This window comes from Bifidobacterium eulemuris, assembly GCF_014898155.1.
Lineage (GTDB): Bacteria > Actinomycetota > Actinomycetes > Actinomycetales > Bifidobacteriaceae > Bifidobacterium > Bifidobacterium eulemuris.
This window is the reverse complement of the sequence record NZ_CP062938.1, coordinates 1,854,825-1,875,615: the sequence shown is the minus strand read 5'-3', so window position 1 is coordinate 1,875,615 and position 20,791 is coordinate 1,854,825. Positions and strand designations below refer to the sequence as shown.

The 20,791-nt window shown below is 61.9% G+C and carries 11 protein-coding genes and 2 rRNA genes; 3 read left to right on the top strand and 10 right to left on the bottom strand.

The window, feature by feature from the left end; genetic code table 11:
* Positions 1-64: 64 nt before the first annotated feature.
* Positions 65-3,129 (bottom strand): 23S ribosomal RNA (locus BE0216_RS07950).
* Positions 3,130-3,592: 463 nt separating this feature from the next.
* A 16S ribosomal RNA gene (locus BE0216_RS07945) occupies positions 3,593-5,119 on the bottom strand.
* The 16S and 23S rRNA genes sit together here, the layout of an rRNA operon.
* 690 nt (positions 5,120-5,809) lie before the next feature.
* On the opposite strand from BE0216_RS07945, the gene BE0216_RS07940 reads away from it, so the two are divergent.
* Complete coding sequence (locus BE0216_RS07940; protein ID WP_094637774.1) at positions 5,810-6,562, top strand: SIR2 family NAD-dependent protein deacylase; 753 nt, start codon at positions 5,810-5,812, stop codon at positions 6,560-6,562.
* A 60-nt stretch (positions 6,563-6,622) separates the two neighbouring features.
* On the opposite strand, the gene ilvA is transcribed toward BE0216_RS07940, so the two are convergent.
* The 5 genes from ilvA to BE0216_RS07915 form a co-directional block, all read right to left on the bottom strand.
* A complete protein-coding gene (ilvA, locus tag BE0216_RS07935) occupies positions 6,623-7,888 on the bottom strand; it encodes a threonine ammonia-lyase (protein WP_094637775.1) in 1,266 nt (421 codons plus the stop codon).
* 135 nt (positions 7,889-8,023) lie between these two features.
* A complete protein-coding gene (locus BE0216_RS07930) occupies positions 8,024-9,844 on the bottom strand; it encodes an alpha-glucosidase (protein WP_094637776.1) in 1,821 nt (606 codons plus the stop codon).
* 154 nt (positions 9,845-9,998) lie between these two features.
* Positions 9,999-10,874: a carbohydrate ABC transporter permease gene (locus BE0216_RS07925; protein ID WP_094637777.1), complete on the bottom strand. Its 876-nt coding sequence runs from the start codon at positions 10,872-10,874 to the stop codon at positions 9,999-10,001.
* An 18-nt stretch (positions 10,875-10,892) separates the two neighbouring features.
* A complete protein-coding gene (locus BE0216_RS07920; RefSeq protein WP_404801811.1) occupies positions 10,893-11,801 on the bottom strand; it encodes a carbohydrate ABC transporter permease in 909 nt (302 codons plus the stop codon).
* Between the two features lie 20 nt (positions 11,802-11,821).
* On the bottom strand, positions 11,822-13,114 hold the full coding sequence (locus tag BE0216_RS07915) for an ABC transporter substrate-binding protein (RefSeq protein ID WP_094637778.1): 1,293 nt from the start codon (positions 13,112-13,114) through the stop codon (positions 11,822-11,824).
* 186 nt (positions 13,115-13,300) lie between these two features.
* Between BE0216_RS07915 and BE0216_RS07910 the strand changes: the two genes are divergently transcribed.
* Positions 13,301-14,509: an ROK family transcriptional regulator gene (locus tag BE0216_RS07910; RefSeq protein WP_094637779.1), complete on the top strand. Its 1,209-nt coding sequence runs from the start codon at positions 13,301-13,303 to the stop codon at positions 14,507-14,509.
* 12 nt (positions 14,510-14,521) lie between these two features.
* Here BE0216_RS07910 and BE0216_RS07905 read toward each other — a convergent pair whose 3' ends face one another.
* Together BE0216_RS07905 and BE0216_RS07900 are read right to left on the bottom strand one after the other, a co-directional pair.
* Entirely contained in the window at positions 14,522-16,795 is a 2,274-nt protein-coding gene (locus BE0216_RS07905; RefSeq protein ID WP_094637780.1) for an alpha-galactosidase, read from the bottom strand.
* Positions 16,796-16,908: 113 nt separating this feature from the next.
* A complete protein-coding gene (locus BE0216_RS07900) occupies positions 16,909-17,433 on the bottom strand; it encodes a nucleoside deaminase (RefSeq protein ID WP_094637781.1) in 525 nt (174 codons plus the stop codon).
* Between the two features lie 154 nt (positions 17,434-17,587).
* On the opposite strand from BE0216_RS07900, the gene BE0216_RS07895 reads away from it, so the two are divergent.
* Positions 17,588-19,666, top strand: a complete 2,079-nt coding sequence (locus BE0216_RS07895) for a cation:proton antiporter (protein ID WP_094637782.1) — start codon at positions 17,588-17,590, stop codon at positions 19,664-19,666.
* A 284-nt stretch (positions 19,667-19,950) separates the two neighbouring features.
* Here the strand turns inward: BE0216_RS07895 and BE0216_RS07890 are convergent, their stop codons facing one another.
* Positions 19,951-20,778: a sulfite exporter TauE/SafE family protein gene (locus tag BE0216_RS07890; RefSeq protein WP_226805742.1), complete on the bottom strand. Its 828-nt coding sequence runs from the start codon at positions 20,776-20,778 to the stop codon at positions 19,951-19,953.
* Positions 20,779-20,791: the final 13 nt, after the last annotated feature.

The window sequence follows — 20,791 nt, the reverse complement described above, 5'->3', positions numbered from 1 at the left end:
AATGCTCCTTGTCGTCCGGCGGTCTGCCGGATCGTTCTCACGGCTCCCTCCCAAGGGGAGGGATGTGATGTTGCCTTTCGCCCGTTAGTACCGGTCAGCTCCACCCCTCGCGGGGCTTCCACATCCGGCCTATCGACCACGTGTTCTGCATGGGGGCTACAGCGGCTCGAAGGCCGCATGGAATCCTAATCTTGGAGCAGGCTTCCCGCTTAGATGCTTTCAGCGGTTATCCCTTCCGAACGTAGCCAACCGGCCGTGCCGCTGGCGCGACAACCGGCATACCAGAGGTTCGTCCACCCAGGTCCTCTCGTACTATGGGCAGGCCTCCTCAAGATTCCAACGAGCGCAGAGGATAGAGACCAAACTGTCTCACGACGTTCTGAACCCAGCTCGCGTGCCGCTTTAATCGGCGAACAGCCGAACCCTTGGGACCTGCTCCAGCCCCAGGATGCGACGAGCCGACATCGAGGTGCCAAACCATCCCGTCGATATGGACTCTTGGGAATGATCAGCCTGTTATCCCCGGGGTACCTTTTATCCGTTGAGCGATGCCGCGTCCGTGCGCCGGCACCGGATCACTAGTTCCGACTTTCGTCCCTGCTCGACCCGTCAGTCTCGCAGTCAAGCTCCCTTGTGCACTTACACTCGCCACCCGATTGCCAACCGGGCTGAGGGAACCTTTGAGCGCCTCCGTTACTCTTTGGGAGGCAACCGCCCCAGTTAAACTACCCGCCAGGCACTGTCCCTGACCAGGATGACTGGTCGAGGTTAGACATCCAATGCGAACAGAGCGGTATTTCAACGACGGCTCCACCACGGCTGGCGCCGTGGTCTCGTAGCCTCCCGCCTATGCTACACAATCCGCACCGAATGCCAATACCAAGGTATAGTAAAGGTCCCGGGGTCTTTTCGTCCTTCTGCGCTTAACGAGCATCTTTACTCGTACTGCAATTTCGCCGAGCTCCTGGTCGAGACAGTGGGGAAGTCGTTACGCCATTCGTGCAGGTCGGAACTTACCCGACAAGGAATTTCGCTACCTTAGGATGGTTATAGTTACCACCGCCGTTTACCGGGGCTTGAATTCACCGCTTCGCAAAAAGCTGACGGATCCTCTTAACCTTCCGGCACCGGGCAGGCGTCAGTGCATATACAGCGACTTACGTCTTCGCATGCACCTGTGTTTTTGGTAAACAGTCGCTACCCCCTGGTCTGTGCCACCCCCCAACGCTCCACGGGCAAGCCGCTTCACGCGAGGGGGTCTCCCTTATACCGAAGGCACGGGAGCAATTTGCCGAGTTCCTTGACCAGGATTCGCTCGATCGCTTTGGTATTCTCTACCTGACCACCAGTGTCGGTTTGGGGTACGGGCGGCCAACAGCCTAACGCCGAAGCTTTTCTCGGCAGCCAGGATCACCGGATTCGGCCCCTTACGGGCCCCATCATCGCGCCTCGCCCTCATGCCCCCCGGATTTGCCTGGGGGACGGGCTGCACGCTTGACCACGGAAAACCACCTCCGCGGCCGGCTACCTCTCTGCGTCACTCCTGCGCTGACCTACTACAAGGATCGGTCCCAGACGAAACGGGCATCCCACCCCCGAAGGGGAAGTAAGCCCGAGACGCAAGGTTAGTACTCCAAGCCTCGGTTTGGGCGGCTGAAAGCCGGTACGGGAATATCGACCCGTTCTTCCATTCGACTACGCCTGTCGGCCTCGCCTTAGGACCCGACTAACCCGGGGACGATGAACGTGGCCCCGGAACCCTTAGTCATCCAGCGGCGGGGATCTTCACCCCGCTTTCGCTACTCATGTCTGCATTCTCACTCCCCTGCAGTCCACGGCGCGTTTGCACGGCCGCTTCGCCCCGCAGGGGACGCTCTCCTACCCAGTGGAATAATCCACTGCCGCGTCTTCGGTGGTGTGCTTGAGCCCCGCTACATTGTCGGCGCGGAACCACTAGACCAGTGATCTGTTACGAACTCTTTTAAGGATGGCTGCTTCTAAGCCAACCTCCTGGCTGTCTATGCGACTCCACATCCTTTCCCACTTAGCACACGCTTAGGGACCTTAGACGACGATCTGGGCTGTTTCCCTTTCGACGACGGAGCTTATCCCCCGCCGACTCACTGCCGGAATACGCATCACGGGTATTCGGAGTTTGGTTGCTATTGGTACCCGATATGGGCCCGCAAGCATCCAGTAGCTCTACCCCCCGGATGTAATCAACCGACGCTGCACCTAAATGCATTTCGGAGAGAACCAGCTATCACGGAATTTGATTGGCCTTTCACCCCTAACCCCAAGTCATCCCCTCAGTTTTCAACCTAAGTGGGTTCGGTCCTCCACGCGGTCTTACCCGCGCCTCAACCTGCTCAGGGCTAGATCATCCCGCTTCGGGTCCAGGGCACGCGACTAACAGACGCCTTATTCAGACTCGCTTTCGCTACGGATCCCCCACGACGGGTTAACCTCGCCACGTACCACTGACTCGCAGACTCATTTTTCGATAGGCACGCCGTCACCCCGAAAGGCTCCGACGGATTGTAGGCGCATGGTTTCAGAGACTGTTTCACTCCCCTCCCGGGGTACTTTTCACCTTTCCCTCACGGTACTCGTTCGCTATCGGTCAGACAGGAATATTTAGGCTTACCCGACGGTCCGGGCAGATTCACACGGGATTCCACGAGGCCCGTGCTACTTGGGAGACGCGGCCGGGAGACCATGCGCGTTCAGGTACGGGGCCATCACCCTCTGCGGCCCGGTATTCAACCCGGTTCCCCTGACACATGGTTTTATCACTCCCGCCGGGCCCGTCGGAGCCCGGAGGCGCGTTCCCGCGACACCGCCCGCGCAACCCCCGACGGGTATCACGCGCGGACGGTTTAGCCTGATCCGCTTTCGCTCGCCACTACTCACGGAATATCCTTTCCTGCAGGTACTGAGATGTTTCACTTCCCTGCGTACCCCCCGCTTGAAAGCGGTGCCAGCCCATGACGGCTGGCGGGTTTCCCCATTCGGAGATCCTCGGATCAAAGCCCAGTCGGCGGCTCCCCGAGGCCTATCGCGGCCCCTGACGTCCTTCATCGGTCCTGTCTGCCAAGGCATCCACCATACGCCCTTGCAAGCAACACCCAACACCCAACAGGACTGTTAGGCGTGCCGCAAGAACACCAGCAAACTCCTAGACAACAAATCATCACACTAAACGATCAACAAAACGATCAAACGAACACCCTCAAACAAAAATTGAGGAGTTCGATCGAAATCAACAGCGAGACGGAACACAACGTGTCCCATACTCGCTCGCGTCCACTATCCAGTTCTCAAACCACCGACGCACACGCCAGACCATCACACGATCCCCCTTTGGGGACGGGACGGACCCGACGGGCGCGGACCCACGCCCACGACATTTCGTCGCGGGTGGCGGTCCGGGAGCCCAAAAGCATGCCCGCACCACAACCCCACGCCCCCGAAAGGACATGGAAGCCAACAATCGTTTCCACACCAGCAAGCCCCCACCCGACGCCACACGCGCCGGAAAGAATGGAGGCGTTCACACCGGCCAGCAGACACTGGCCTGAATTCTCCGTAGAAAGGAGGTGATCCAGCCGCACCTTCCGGTACGGCTACCTTGTTACGACTTAGTCCCAATCACGAGTCTCACCTTAGACGGCTCCCTCCCAAAAAGGGTTGGGCCACCGGCTTCGGGTGCTACCCACTTTCATGACTTGACGGGCGGTGTGTACAAGGCCCGGGAACGCATTCACCGCGACGTTGCTGATTCGCGATTACTAGCGACTCCGCCTTCACGCAGTCGAGTTGCAGACTGCGATCCGAACTGAGACCGGTTTTCAGGGATCCGCTCCATGTCGCCATGTCGCATCCCGTTGTGCCGGCCATTGTAGCATGCGTGAAGCCCTGGACGTAAGGGGCATGATGATCTGACGTCATCCCCACCTTCCTCCGAGTTAACCCCGGCGGTCCCTGATGAGTTCCCGGCACGACCCGCTGGCAACATCAGGCGAGGGTTGCGCTCGTTGCGGGACTTAACCCAACATCTCACGACACGAGCTGACGACGACCATGCACCACCTGTGAACCCGCCCCGAAGGGAAACCCCATCTCTGGGGCGGTCGGGAACATGTCAAGCCCAGGTAAGGTTCTTCGCGTTGCATCGAATTAATCCGCATGCTCCGCCGCTTGTGCGGGCCCCCGTCAATTTCTTTGAGTTTTAGCCTTGCGGCCGTACTCCCCAGGCGGGATGCTTAACGCGTTAGCTCCGACACGGAACCCGTGGAACGGGCCCCACATCCAGCATCCACCGTTTACGGCGTGGACTACCAGGGTATCTAATCCTGTTCGCTCCCCACGCTTTCGCTCCTCAGCGTCAGTAACGGCCCAGAGACCTGCCTTCGCCATTGGTGTTCTTCCCGATATCTACACATTCCACCGTTACACCGGGAATTCCAGTCTCCCCTACCGCACTCCAGCCTGCCCGTACCCGGCGCAGATCCACCGTTAAGCGATGGACTTTCACACCGGACGCGACAAACCGCCTACGAGCTCTTTACGCCCAATAATTCCGGATAACGCTTGCACCCTACGTATTACCGCGGCTGCTGGCACGTAGTTAGCCGGTGCTTATTCGAAAGGTACACTCACTTGCGCTTGCTCCCCAACAAAAGCGGTTTACAACCCGAAGGCCTCCATCCCGCACGCGGCGTCGCTGCATCAGGCTTGCGCCCATTGTGCAATATTCCCCACTGCTGCCTCCCGTAGGAGTCTGGGCCGTATCTCAGTCCCAATGTGGCCGGTCGCCCTCTCAGGCCGGCTACCCGTCGAAGCCATGGTGGGCCGTTACCCCGCCATCAAGCTGATAGGACGCGACCCCATCCCATGCCGCGAAAGCTTTCCCACAATCACATGCGATCATGTGGAACATCCGGCATTACCACCCGTTTCCAGGAGCTATTCCGGTGCATGGGGCAGGTCGGTCACGCATTACTCACCCGTTCGCCACTCTCACCCCGGCAGCAAGCTGCCAGGGATCCCGTTCGACTTGCATGTGTTAAGCACGCCGCCAGCGTTCATCCTGAGCCAGAATCGAACCCTCCACAAAAAAACTAAGCGAAGAGAACCATTAATGACCCTCAAACTATTTTCATAAAAAGAAAATGACGAGAAAATCCTATAAGGAAGGATTACTCTCACAAAAACCTCACCACCCATTAACCGCTCCCGCGGACCCGGCAAAACCGGGCGGGCAATGAACTGGCAATCATTGACTATAAAGAAGTAGTACAAACACGCTCTTGAGTTCTCAAACCACCACCACATCAGCGCTTCGACCAACCCCGAGGAGTTGAGCGCCGTGCTGAGCAGCAAGAGATAAACTTACACGCCTTTGCCCTTTTACGCAAATCGCAAGGCGCAGAAAAGCGAAGAACCGTTGCAATCACACGGTTCTTTCGGCGTGTCACAAAAGGGCTTTTTGCCCGTATTGAGACCAGAATATCGCGGATAAGACGCTCGGAAAGTAATGAAATCAATTCCGATACGGCGTGTCGCGCCTTTCGTCCGCCAATGAACCATCTTTCGCCGCGCTCTCTTGTGAAATGCGACGCGAATGGCGTCGCAATCAACCAGACACAACTGACCCGCATCACTTCACACGCGTCATATGCCTATGCACGCATGGCATCCTCTTCAGACGAAGCGAACATCCACGCGACCGACAGACATCACCCGCACCATATGCAATCCAAACATCCGGTTGTATGAGCAACAGCGGGCGCGTATACCTATAGACATGACGAAAACAATCGCAGTACTGACCGGCGCGGGAATCTCCACCTCCGCAGGTATCCCCGACTTCCGCGGACCGGACGGCGTATGGACCAAACATCCGGAACAAACCAGCGTCTACGACATCGACCTGTTCCTACGCGACCCGCAGGCGCGTGCCTACTCATGGCGATGGCAGAAGGAGTCGCCAGTCTGGAACGCCCAGCCGGGGACCGCGCATGCCGCGCTGGCAAAACTCGAACAGGCGGGCATGCTCAGCCTGCTCGCCACGCAGAATTTCGACGGACTGCATGAGAAGGCGGGTAACAGCGATGAGGTGATCGTGAATCTGCATGGCACCATCGGCACCTCGCATTGCATGAAATGCCATCAGAAATATGACACGGCAGACATCATGGACCGCTTGGACGAGGAGCCCGACCCGCACTGCCGCAGGCGGCTGCCGTATTCCGGCGATATGCCCTGCAATGGTCTGATCAAAACCGACGTGGTGTATTTCGGCGAGATGCTTCCGGAGGGTGCGATGGAGAAATCGTACCGTCTGGCCGCGCGGGCGGATGAACTGTGGGTAATCGGCTCCACGCTGGAGGTGTATCCGGCGGCGAGCATCGTGCCGGTGGCCGCCGAGGCGGGCGTGCCGATCACCATCATGAATATGGGACGCACGCAGTACGACCGACTGGCCACGCGGCTTATCCATGAGGATATCGCCGTCGCCTTGCCGCAGCTGGTTGAGGAGACCCTCGCCTCCGACTGAATTTGCGCCTGAATACGGACTCGCCTCCGCTCAGTGGACTGAACGGAGGCGGGAGGAGGGTCAGTAGATGCGGTTGGGGGTGAAGCCGGCCTCTTTGAGGGCCGCGAGGATGCGGTCGATGTGGTCGGGGCCGTTGGTCTCCACCGTGACGCCGAGCGCCACCGCGTTCGTGTAGTGGCCGGACGCCTTGAACTGGTCGTGGTCCAGGGCGATGACGTTGGCGCGTTCGCGGGCGAGCAGCGTGGCCACCTTGACGAGCTGGCCGGGGGTGTCGGGCAGTTCGACTTCGAAGTTCATGATGCGGCCGCGGGCGATCATACCCTTCTGGATCACGGCACCCATGGTCACGGTGTCGATGTTGCCGCCCGACATGATCGGCACCACCACATGGGGGCCGTGGGCAGAAGCGAACTTGCGCGAACGCAGGTTGAGATGCTCCAGCGCGGCGAGCGACACCGCGCCGGCCGCCTCCACCACCAGCTTGTGCTTTTCGAGCATGAGCAGAATCATCTCGTTGATGTCGCGCTCGGTGACGGTGACGAGGTCGTCGAGGAACTCGTTGAGCAGCGCGAAGGTCAGGTCGCCCGGATGCTTGACGGCGACGCCTTCGGCGGAGGTGACCACCTGATCGGCGGGCACCACGCGGCCCGCGGCGAAGGAGTTCTTGAAGGCGGGGCTTCCCTCGGGGATCGCACCGATCACACGCACCTCAGGTTTGAAGGTTTTGATGGCGAGCGCGACGCCGGCGCCGAGGCCGCCGCCGCCGAGCGGCACGATCACGTCGGTGACGTTCGGCACGTCTTCGAGAATCTCCAGGCCGATGGTGCCCTGTCCGCACAGCACCTCATAGTCGTCGAAGGGCGGCACATAGACCATGCCCTGCTCTTCGGAGAGCTTGGCGGCATAGGCCGCGGATTCGTCGAACACGTCGCCGTGCAGCACGACTTCCGCGCCGTAGGCCTTGGTGGCGTCGACCTTAAGCGGCGGGGTGATGGTCGGCATGCAGATCGTGGCCTTGGCACCACGTTCGCGGGCCGCGTAGGCGACGCCCTGGGCATGGTTGCCTGCGGAGGCGGTGACGATGCCGCGCGCCAGCTCCTCTTCGCTTAAGGAGGCGATTTTGTTGTAGGCTCCGCGAATCTTGAACGACCCGGTGACCTGCAGGTTCTCCGGCTTCAAAATGATCTCGTGGCCGGTCATCTCGGACAGGGCGGGCGACGGAATCGGTTCCGTGCGACGGGCCGTGCCTTTCAATCGCTCGGCGGCGAGCTTCAATTCGGCCGCATGGTCACGCTGCAATGCTTTAAGGACGTCCTTTTGTTCCATAGTGTGCATTGTAAGCGGCGGTCGGCCAAACGGCGGACGAACGCCCGACGGATGGGATGGCCGACCGATATGAAAAGCCCCGCACAGCACGTGTGCGGGGCGAGAGGTCTGCCACAAGCAGACAATCCATGTGGCTTACAGGGCGATGACCACGCCCTCCCAACCGGCCAGCTCGTTGTTGGCGATGGAGACGACGGCGTGAGAGGCGCCGCGCGTGGCGATCACGATCTGGGACTCGTCGACTCCGGCAGCCAGCAGGGCGGCGGATTCGGCGGGCAGATCGACCGGACGGCCGGAGAGATTCACCATCACCAGCAGACGACGTCCGTCAAGCTCGCGTACGAAGGCGTACACATGCTCGTCCGCACCGTCGACCGGATTCCAATCGCCGGCGGAGACGATGGGATTGTCGTGGCGCAGGGCGATGAGCTGCTTGTAGAAGCCGTACACGGAGTCCGGATCGTCGAATTCGGCGGCGGCGTTGATCGCGGCATGGTTCGGGTTCACGCTGATCCACGGCTCGACGTCCGCGTCGGGCGCGGTAAAGCCGGCGTAGACGGAGGCGTCCCACTGCATCGGGGTGCGCGCGTTGTCGCGGCTGATGGCGGCCAGCGACTCCATCATCGACTCCGGGCTCTGAATCTTCGCCTCCTGAACACGCTGGCGGAAGGCGTTGATGGACTCCAAGTCGCGGTATTGGTCGAGCGAGGTGAAATGCGCGTTGGTCATGCCCAGCTCCTCGCCCTGATACACATACGGGGTGCCGCGGTGCATGTGCAGCAGCAGGCCGAACGCCTTGGCCGAACGCACGCGGGCCTCTTCGGTGGAGTCGTCGCCCCAACGGGACACCACACGCGGCTGATCATGGTTGCAGAAGAACAGGCTGGCCCAACCGGCGTTCCTCACCGCGTCCTGCTGGGCCGCAAGCTTGTCGCGCAGCCAGGACGGCTGGAAGGGCACCAGCTCCCACTTGGAGCGGCCCTCGCCCTCGCCGACATGGTCGAAGAGGAAGAGCATATCCAGCTCTTTGTTCGCGGGATTGGTGATGTGCTCGTTGCGTTCGGGGGTGATGCCGGGCGCCTCGCCCACGGTCAGGAAGCCCTCGCGTCCCTCGAACACCTCGCGACGCATCTCGGCGAGGAACTCGTCCTGGCGAGGGCCGTCCGCGCAGAAGGGATTCGGGCTGGAGTAACCCTCCTCACCCACCGGCAGATCCTCGGTCAGGGCGCCGGCGATGCCGGGCAGCTCGCCGTTCGCGTCCACATGCTTGGAGATCAGGGTGATCACGTCCATGCGGAAACCGTCGATGCCGCGATCCATCCACCAGTTCATCATGTCGTACACGGCCTTGCGCACGGCCGGATTCTCCCAGTTGAGGTCGGGCTGCTTCTTCGAGAACTGGTGCAGATAGTATTCGCCGCGCTCGGGGCAGTACTCCCACGCCGAGCCGCCGAAGTAGGAGCCCCACTGGTTCGGTTCCGCGCCGGGAGTGCCGGGCTCGTGGCCGGGCTTGGCCGGGCGCCACCAATACCAGTCGGCATGCGGGTCGGTTTTGTCTTTGGAGGCCTCGAACCACGCGTGCTCGTCGGAGGTGTGGTTCACCACCAGATCCATCACGATCTTCAGGCCACGCTTGTGCGCTTCGGCGAGCAGCTCGTCCATGTCTTCGAGCGTGCCGAACAGCGGGTCGATGTCCTGGTAGTCGGAGATGTCATAGCCGTTGTCGTCTTGCGGGGATTTGAACACCGGGGAGAGCCACAGCACATCCACACCCAGGTCCGCCAGATAGTCGAGACGGGAGGTGATGCCCTTCAGATCGCCGAAACCGTCACCATTGGTGTCTTGGAAGGATCGGGGGTAGATCTGGTACACCACGGCGTTCGACCACCACGGATTCGCAGTCGCGCCGTTGGTGCGCACGGAGTCGGCAAGGGCGGGTCGATTCAAAGAAGTCATCGTCGAGTTCCTTTCTGTGTTCTACGTTTTCGTTGGGCCAATGAGAGGCGGCATCGGATGGATGAGGACACCTTCTTTGGCTTGATGTCTTTATGCTAGAAGCCCGATGGGTTTGTTTCCCATCGGGCTTCTGGATTGGCGCGTCGGAAAGTAATTACTTAACGGCGCCGCGCATTACTCCACCAACGACCCACTTTTGGGCGAAGATGTAGACGACTAGGACGGGGGCCATGGCCATGAGGTAGCTGGAGAACGCCATCGGGTAGTTGGTGGCGAACTGCGAGCTGAACACGTACTGGGCCAGCGGGATCGTCTGGTTGCTTTGGTCGGTGAGCACGATCAACGGCAGCAGGAAGTCGTTCCACGCCCACAGGCAGGTGGTGATCGCGATGGTGGCGTTGATCGGTCCCATCAGCGGGAAGATGATCTGCCAGAAGATGCGCCAGGTGCTGGCGCCGTCCATGCGGGCCGCCTCTTCCAGAGAGACGGGAATCGACTTGATGAAGCCGGTGGCGATGAACAGGTTCGTGCCGAGGCCGAGAATCGTGTACAGCACGATCAAGCCGAGCTGGTTGTCGAGATGCAGGGTGCCCATCTGCTTGGCGATCGGCAGCATCACCACCGAGAACGGCACGAACATGGCGAGGATGAAGAAGTAATACAGGAAGCGGAAGAACCGCTTGTCCTGATTGCGCGCCACGGCGTAGGCCACGAAGGTGTTGGTGATGAGCGTGAGCACCACCGCGGCGACGGTGATGATCGCGGAGTTGAGCGCCGCCTTGGGGTAGTTCACCTTGTTGGAGGCGTCGAGGAAGTTATGCCATTCCCAGCTGGTCGGCAGGGCGAAAGTGCCGGCCTCGGCCGGGGTTTTCAACGCCGTGACGATGGTGAAGTACAGCGGGATCAGAATGGTCAGGGACAGGACGGCCACGACGGCGGTGAGCCACCAGTTGATGTTGCGGTCCTTACGGAATTTGAGGCTTGCCGACTCCGTGGCGGAGGCGACGGAGGTGTTGGTTGCGCTGGTCATAATGCTTACCCTCTACTCTCAGATCTTTTCCTGGCTGTTGGAGATCTTCAGCTGGACGATGGCGATCACGGCCAGCACGACGAAGAACAGCACGGCGTTCGCGGTCTGGTAGGCGTATTCGCCGCCGGTCAGGCCGCCCTTCCAAATGAGATAGGTCACCGTTTCGGTGGAGGAGTTCGGACCGCCTTCGGTCAACGCCACCACCTGGTCGAAGGTGTTAAGCGCGTTCTTGAGGCTGATCACCAGATTGATGGTGAAGAAGGGGCCGATCAGCGGGAAGGTGATCTTCCAGAACTTCTGCCAGGAGTTCACGCCGTCGATCGCGGCCGCCTCGTAGATCTCCTCGTCGATGGTCTGCAGGCCGGCGAGGTAGAGCAGCACCGAATAAGCGACGGACTGCCATACGGCGAGGAACACGATCGGAATCCACGCGAGCTGCTCGTTGGTGAGCAGCGAGCTGGACAGCCACTCGATGCCGAGCGCCTTGCCGAGTTCGGGCAGCGGGTTCATGAAGATGTATTTGAACACGTAGCCGATCACCAGCACCGACAGGGTGTAGGGGATGAAGAAGATCGCGCGGAAGCCGTTCTTGAACGCGATCTTGCCGTTGAGCGCGACCGCGAGGAACATGGCGATGATGTTCACCAGAACGGTGATCACGATGGCGATCGCGAAGGTGAACAGGTAGGCGTGGCCCACGCGATTGTCCTGGAACAGGGCGAAGTAGTTCTTCAGTCCGATGAACTTGTAGTCGCCGTAGCCCTGGGAGTTCGTGAACGAGTAGAACACGCCCTGCAGGAACGGCACGTACAGGAAGATCGCGAAGATGATCGCCGCGGGCACGGCCATCCAATAATAGGCGCGGTCGACCTTGCGGGTGGAGAAGGCGGAGACCTTCTTCTTGGCGGATTTGACGTTGCTCATCATGTCTCTTCTTTCTTCGTCGCTCACTCGAAGGTCCTGGCCTGGACCTTGTCCCATTCGCTCTGCATCTGGTTCAGGAAGCGGTCGGTGTCGCCGCTGGTCACCATGGTCTGCAGGTAGCCGCCGATGTTGATGGACGAGGGGATGTAATGGTCGCAGAAGTCGGCCAGACGGTTCTCCTCGAAGAAGGAACGCACGGTTTCCAGCGCCTCGTTGCCGAAGTGGGTCTCCTTAAGCGGGGTGATGGCGGACTGCGCGTCGGCGTAGGCGTTGAGCTGTTCCTCCTGCATGAGGAATTCGACGAGCTTCATCGCCTCTTCGGGATATTTGGTGTCGGCTCCGATGGTGAGCATCACGTCGTCGCCTGCGGTGAGGATCTGCTCGTCCGGATCGTCGGAGGCGGGCATCTGCGCGAAGCCCAGCTCGATATCGGGGTTGATGAGCAGGATCTGCGGGATGGCGTAGGTGCCGAGCGGGATGATCGCGGCCTCGCCGTTGGCGAAGTTCTGCGTGCCCTGCTGGTAGGTGACGCCTGTGTCCGCGGTGGAGTAGGTGAACAGTTCGGCTTCCTTCTCCACGGCCTCCGTCCAGATCTCCTGGAAGGTGGTCTCGCCGGTTTTCAGGCCCGTGTATTCGCTTTCGGGAACCAGCGTGCCAGCCAGCGAGGCGAGCGGCGCCTGCGTGGTCCATGCGTCGGCGACCGTGCCCTGCAGCGGGTTGATGCCGGCTTCTTGGAAGGTCTCCAACATGACGGTGAACTCGCTCCAAGTGGTCGGCGGATTTTCGGGATCCAGCCCCACCTCGCGCCACAACGCCTTGTTGTAGATGTATCCGGAGGCATTGCCGGCGAACGGCAGGCCGTACAGGCGCTTCTTGGACTGGTCGGTGGTCTGCACGAGGTTCTTGGCGATCTCGACCATGCCGGGGTTGAGCTCATCGACGATCTCCTCGTCGGTGAAGTCGTAGAACACACCGGAGGCGGCGAAGTAGCCGAAGCTGATGTCGCCGTTGAAGGTGATCACATCCGGGATGCGGTTCTTGACGAAGCGGGTGCGCAGGTCGGTCTGCGCGTTGGCGGAGTTGTTGATGGTGACCTTGATGGTCGGGTTCTCCGCTTCGAACTCCTCGATCATCGTTTTGAACTGGTCGGCGGCCTCGGACTTGAACTGGAAGAAATCCAGCGTCACCGTGCCCGCGGTGCTCGAACCGCACCCGGCCAGGCCGACGCCCACGGCGACGGTGCAGGCCACGGCCGCGGCGCTGCGCAGCACGGCATGCAACCGGCGGCTTGTGCGAGTGGGGGAATCCTCTTTCATTCGTTGACTCCTTTGTTCCTATCCTCCGCTTCCGATTGCTGCGGCTTCAATGCCTCAGGAGGGAAGCTCACCCCACCATAACGATTCGCGGTTTTCATTCCCAGCGCTTGCGCGCCCCGTTGCGCTGGCAACTAAAACCGCTGTATTTTTGTACAGCAGGAAACAAAATGTCATCGAAAGGGCGATATGGCCGACGAAAATGCGATTCCGCAATGGTTTTCCGGTTCCGAACACACGCATAAGGTGGCGGCCGCCATTGCGAAATACGGCCCCATCGCCCGCACGACGCTCGCCCAGATGCTGGGGCTGTCGCAAGGCGCACTGTCGCGCATCACCAGCGACCTCATCTACGCCGGCGTGATTGAGGAACTGCCTGCCAGCGCCGACGGGCCCAAAGGCCGACTGCCGGAGGGGTTCACCCCGAAGGAAAGCGCGGATCGACGCGGACGCCCGCAGACCTCGTTGGCCTTATGCGCGAACGCCCGCACGTTTGTGGGATTGAAGGTGCACGGGCATTACGCTGTGGCCGCGGCGGTCAATGCGCATGGCGAGGTGGTGTCGGGGCGTTATGAGGAAACATTCGAGAATCAGTCGCCGGATTGTGTGACCGCGACAATCGCCAAGCTGGTCGCCGGATGCGCCGCCGATGTCGTCGCGTCAGGACTCCCCTCGCCTCTGGCGGTCGGCGTCGCGGTCGGCGGCCATGTGCAGGAGGATTCGGTGGTGACGTTCGCGCCGTTCCTGCATTGGACCGAGGACATCGACCTCGGCAAGATGGTTCATCAGGCCACCGGACTGCCGTGCGGAGTGTTCAACGACATCGACTCGCTGCTGGTGGACGCCTGCTGGTTCGGCCCCGGCGTGGGCTATGAGATGTTCGCCGTGCTCACCATCGGCGTCGGCGTGGGGTATTCGCTGGCCGTGCGCGGCGAGCCGGTCACCTACCCGGACAAAAGCTACGGACTGATCGGGCATATCCTCGTCGACCCCGAAGGGCCGCGCTGCATCTCCGGCCATGTGGGATGCGCGCAATGCTTCACCGACGATTCCATCGCGGAACAGTACTCGGCGATTATCGGACGGGCCGCCTCATTCGAGGATTTCGCCGACGATGCGCGCCGTGGCGTGCCGCAGGCCGCGCAGCTGCTCAACCGCACCTGCTTCCGGTTGGGCACGCTGATCGCCACCATAGCGAATGTGGCGATGCCCGGCATGGTGATGGTCGCCGGAGAGTCGGCGTTCCTCGCCAAAATCGGCATCGATTCGATTCGCGACGGCATCAGCCGGCACCGGCACAATCAGGCGGCACCGGTGAAATTCGTCGTCGCCGACCACGACTGGCAGCTGTGGGCCAAAGCCGCCGCCAGTCGCGTCATCGTCAACCACATCGGCTGAAATCCTTGCGTCTCAGGCCTTAACGACGTAGAACAGGACGGCCTCCTCCGGCTGGATCGCCGGCGGACGGATGCCATAGGTGCGCAGAATCTCTCCGGGCAGCACCACGCCGTTATCATTCCACCAGCCGAGCTCGCTCTGCCCACAGTGGATTTCGGGATTCGACTGCCTACGCGTCCCCAGCGGCAGCACACGGTACGTCTCCCGCGGATCAAGCCCCGGCAGATGCACGGGCGCGGACGGATAGGTCTGGCTTGTGGTCAGCTGCGTGAAGCGATACACGGCGGCCGAACGGTCCGGCTTGACCATGCCGTCGAGACGGACGGACTGGTCGGCGGAATCGGCATGCACGCAGTCACCCTGCGCGAACCAGCCGCGGTGCTTCTTGAACTCGCTCACCCACGCACCCAGCAGGTCGAGGGCCTCCTGCGGCTCCTTGTTCAGGTTCCATTCGATGCCCATATGACCGAAGAACGCCGTCGCCATGCGCATCTCCTGACTGGTGGAACGCTTGGTGGAATGCGCGGGACTGGCGCCCACATGCTCGCCCATCATCATCGGCGGCACCAGCAGCGAGGTGTAGCGCTGGATGTCGGCACGCTCGACCGGATCCACACAATCGGACACCCAGATGCGGCTGGCGTATTCCAGGATGCCGAGGTCCACGCGGCCGCCGCCGGAGGAGCAGCTTTCGATTTCCAGCCCGGGGTGGCGCTGGATCAGTTCGCGGAAGATCTCATACACCGCTTCGGTCTGCTGATGCACGGCCGGGCGGCCCGTACTGCGGGAGGCGGCTTCGGTGACGAGCTTGTTGTGGTCCCACTTGATGTAGTCGATGCCCAGTTCGCCCACCAACTGGTCCATGCATCCGAGAATGTAGTCGAACGCCTCCGGATTGGTCAGATCGAGCACCTGCTGGGTGCGCCCCTGCATGGGCAGGCGGTTCGCGGTCGGCGCGAGCACCCAGTCGGGATGGGCGCGGGCCACGTCGGAATCGGGGTTGATCATCTCGGGCTCGAACCACAGGCCGAACTCCATGCCCTTGCCATGCACGTAGTCGGCGAGCGCCTTCAGCGACTTGTCGCCGTCCGGCCAGACTTCAGGCGAGATCTGCCAGTCGCCGAGGCCGGAGGTGTCGTCGCGGCGGGAGCCGAACCAACCGTCGTCCACCACGAAGCGTTCCACGCCGGATTCAACCGCCTTGTCGGCGAGCGCGGCGAGGGTGTCGAAGTTATGGTCGAAGTAGACGGCCTCCCACGTGTTGAGGATAACCGGACGCGGCTTTTCGATGAGGCGCGGGTGGCGGGAGCGCAGATGGTCGTGAAAGCGGGCGGAGACTTCGTTGAGGCCGTCGCCGTAGGATCCGTAGACCCAGGGGGTGGTGTAGACGTCGTCCGCTCCGCCCAGGACGATTTCGCCGCCGAACAGCAGTTCGCCGCCGCCGATCACGCCTTGCGTGTAGGGCAGGCGTTCCGCGGACAGCACGGAGTTGCCGCTCCAGCCCACATGCACGGAGTAGACCTCGCCATGTTCGAAACCGAAGCCGGGCACGCCGACGCTGAGCAGCAGGCTGGCGTCGAAGTCGGGGCGGCCCACGAGCGAGGACTTGGCGAAGCGGCCGATGGTGAGCGGCTGGCGCTGCGGGGAGCGTTCGCGCAGGTGGCGGCCGGTGGTGGTAAGGATTTCGCTCATCTGCGCGGGCAGCGGGAAGCCGAGTTCCACATGGCCGACTTCCAGCGGCGCGGCTTCTTCGGCGATGTTGCGCACGGCGGCCTGCTGGCGGATTAGACCGCCGGGCAGCAGTTCCATGCGCCATGCGATTTCCACGCCCTGCTCGTCGTCGCGGGCGATGACGCGGACGCCGGGAACGGGCTGCGCCGGGGCGACGTGGCTGCCGTCGGCGTTGAATTCCCAAGGCGCGTCCAACGTGCCCATATCGTCGGCCACGGCGATGTCGGCGACGGTGAACTTGCAGAACATCTCCACTCCGTCGCGACGCAGCACCAGACGCGGCTCCCCGATCCAGGATTCCGCCTGCGTGGGCAGGATGGAGGGCCAGGCGACGTCGTCGAGCGCACCGGAGACGCGCTGCGGTTTGAGTGCGTCATACAGCGCGATCACGGTTTCGGGATCGGCGAGGGGCCGCCCCCAGTGGACGAGGCGCGGCAGTTCGCCGTCGGGCGACACCAGCGCGAACGCGATGTTGGCGTCCGTCTGTTCGACGTAGGCTGCGGTAAGTGCGGTGCCGTTGGATGAAGCGCCTTGGATTCGTGTGATGTGCGACATTGCATACCCCCTGTGACATGGTTGGCTGGCTGATTCCGATGGTACGTGAATCAGGATTAGTTGCCTTGCCGCGGAGTGTCCGCCCAAGCTGGAAAGTAATCCGGAATCTGCGATTACCGGCGCGCGGCGAAGAAGTCGGTGAGCAGCGCGGCGCAATCACGCTCGCTCACACCGCCCACGACCTGCGGGGTGTGGCCGACGTGCGGGTCGCGTGGGATATCCCATATGGAACCGCAGGCTCCCAGCTTGGCATCCCACGCGCCGAATACGATGCGGCCGATATGGGTTTGCAGGCACGCGCCCGCGCACATGGGGCAGGGTTCCAGCGTGACGACCAGCGTGCAGTCGGCGAGATTCCATGCGGTGAGATCCCTCGACTTCGCTTCGCTTCGCTCGGGATGACGAGGGAAGGGCGGCTCGGCCTCGGGCTGACGAAGGGAACGGGACTGGGCGGCTTCTCGCATGGCGAGGATTTCGGCGTGGGCGAGCGGATCGCCTTGCGCCTCGCGGGTGTTGTAGCCGCGGCCGATGATCCGGCCATCCGCATCAAGCACCACCGCGCCGACGGGCACATCGCCGGCGAGCGCGGCCTGCCGGGCGAGGTCCAAAGCCTGTCTCATGGCGTCCTGTGGGGTCATGGGGTCCAGTGTAGTGGACCAGCGGCGCACGGCCGCGCCGCAAACCCGCCCACGTGCGACCCTCCCGTCCCACATGCCGCTATCTCAGCGGCGAGCGTAACGTGAGTTTTCTATAATCGAACAATCGCCATCCAACACCCCCGAGAAGGAACCCATGGAAGTTCTTGAGCTGATTCTGTGCATCGTCGCCGCGGTGGTACTGTCGTCGTTTCTGAGCCGGTTCATCCCCAAGGTATCGACGCCTCTGGTGCAGATCGCTTTGGGTGTGCTCTTCGCGCAGCTGCCGTTCATTCCGGACATCCAGCTCAACCCCGAACTGTTCATGGTGCTGTTCATCGCCCCGCTGCTCTACCTCGAGGCGCATGAGATCGATAAGTCGGCGTTGCTTAAAACGTTGAAACTCAGCCTGAGTCTCGCCATCGGCCTGGCCATCGCCACCATGGTGGCGGTCGGTTTCGCGCTGCACACCGCATGGCCCGCCGTCCCGTTGGCGGCGGCGCTGGCGCTCGGCGCGGCGCTCGGCCCCACCGACGCGGTGGCGGTCAGCTCGCTCGGCAAGGAGGCCTCGCTCACCCAACGTCAACGCAGCGTGCTCAAAGGCGAATCGCTATTCAACGACGCCTCGGGCATCGTCGGCTTCCAGTTCGCCATCGCGGCCGCGGTGACCGGCGATTTCGCCGTCGGCGAGGCGACCGTGGAGTTCATCTTCTCCTTCATCGGAGGCACCGTCTTCGGACTTATTGTCGCCGTCATCGCCAACAAAGTCTTTGAAACCGTGCGCTCGATGGGTTTGGAAACCACCACCACCCGCGTGCTGATGGAACTGTTCCTGCCGTTCCTGCTCTACTTGGGCGCGGAGCAATGCCACGTCTCCGGCATTCTCGCGGTCGTCGCCGCGGGCCTGACCATCCGCTTCGACCGCACCGGCATCGGACCGAATGTGGCGCGCACGAACATCGTCTCATCCAGCGTGTGGGGCGTGCTGTCGTTCAGTCTCAACGGCGCGGTGTTCATCCTGCTCGGCATGCTGCTGCCCGACGCGATGCAGGCCAGTTGGGACGATCCGTACATCAGCAACGGACTGCTTATCGGCATCATTCTTATGGTCACCGGCGTGGTTATCGTGATGCGATTCTGCTGGATCTCCGGCATGCTGCGCATCGCCCGTGACGTGAACACCGGCCTGCGCCGCAAGATGACATTCGAACGCTGGCGAAGCGCGGCGATTATGACCTTCGGCGGGCCCAAGGGCACCATCACCCTCTCGCTGATGTTCACCATCCCCTACGCCATCTCCGGCGGAACCTCGTTCCCCATGCGCGACGAACTCATCTTCATCGCTTCGGGTGTGATCGTCTTCACCCTGCTGCTGGCGAACTTCCTGTTGCCGCTGCTCGCGCCCAACCATAGCGGAGACAAGGCCGCGGAGCTCATCCCCATCACCATCGACGTGCTGCGCGCCACCGTGGAGGAACTCACCGGACGCATCACCCCGGAGAACCGACGCCCGACATTGATGGTCATCGACTCGTACACCAAACGCATCTCCCGTCTCAAGCAGCGCATCGGCGAAGGCGACCCGCAAGGCTTTGAGCGGCTGCAGATCGAGGCGTTGCACTGGGAGAAGGAATTCGTGCGCGACCATCTCGCCGAGATCAAGGCCGACGCTTCGATGGACAAGGCCGAACAGGAGCTCGAGGTGGAAGCCTGCGAGCGTATGCTCGACCAGATCATGAACGCACTGCGGCACGCCTCCACCGACGCCGATGCCAACAGCGGGCACACGGTGTCGCAGGTGCGCGGCCGTCTGCGCATGTTCCAACGCCGCACCGGCACGCTGGCCAAGCGCACGATGAGCAAGATTCGCCATACGACGCCGCTGGTGAGCGAGGATGATATTTTCGCGCGCACCAGGCAGTTGCAGGTGGACGCCATCGAGCATGTGATCGACCGGCTCGAAGAGGAGATGAGCCACGACACGTACGACACCGAGCACTGCTCGGCGCTGATCGTCGAATACCGGCGCGCGGACGGTATGCTTCGCTCGCGCCCGAATATGGAGGGCAGCGCGGCCGCCATCCGGCAGGCGGAGGACGTCAAACGCGAAAGCTACGGCATCGAGCTCGGCATCGTGCAGGATATGCTCGAAAACGGCGACATCACACGCGCCCAAGCGCGAGCGCTGCGACGGAATATCTATGTGATGCAGGTCGATGCCGATTCCGGCATCTAAACCTGCATCCTTCGCGGCACACCAGCAAGAAAGGACCGGCTACGCCGGACCCAACCCACCTCATCGCTGCCGCTCTTCGGCCTCGCCTACAGACAGCCCACCGGGCTGCCTGCTTAACGGCTCAGCCACTCACTTCACCTATGGAAAACCCCTCCGTACGGAGGGGTTTCGAGTTTGGTGTGTCGGGTTTGGCTGACAGGGCCGTTTTTCCACACCGAACTTGCGAATCAATCGTTTTACATGAGCGAGGCTCGAAGAGCCGACACACCAAACTCGCAATCCGTTTAATGGCGGGTGGCTTTGATGGCTACCCAGAGGCTGCGGATAAGCAGCGCTGCGAGATATAGGGTGAAGAGGATCGCTCCCACGCGGGGGCTCACCGCGCCGGCCAGCCACGTGCCGAACGGGGTGATGCAGGCGGCGATCACACCGATGATCAGCGCGGCCTTGACATGCACCATACGACGCTTGACGTTCGCCACCGTGGTGGTGATGGCGTTGGGGAACATCGCCAGCAGCGACGTGCCGCGGGCGATCAAATCGGAGGCGCCGAAGAGAATCGAGAGCGCCGGCACGCAGATCGCGCCGCCGCCGATGCCCAACAATCCCGCGAGAATGCCGGCGACCACGCCGAACGCCACCAGTCCCACGCCGGTGATCGGTGTCAGCACGATCTGCGAGTCACGCGAGGGCACGAACATCATCTGGTTGGCGATCACGAACACCAAAAACACCACGAACGCCCAGCGCAGCACCAGTTCCGGCAGGCGCGAGAGCAGCCACGAACCGATTTGCCCGCCGACGAACATGCCCAGGAACACCAGTAGGGCCGTGATCCAATCCACATTGCCGTTCACCGCATAGGAGATCACGCCGGAGATGGAGGTGGGCACGATGGCCAGCATGGAGGTGGCGGCCGCATGGCGCTGCGTCAGCCCCAGCCACACCAGGGCCGGCACGATCACCGTGCCGCCGCCGATGCCGAACAGACCGGAGAGGATACCGACCGCCACACCAACCGCCGCCAGTATCACCATGCCGCGGGGCGATTCGTCCATTTGATTGTCATCGGCGGGTACCGTCACCTGCGAGCCGTTGCTTTCCTGTGCCATATCACGCTCCTCT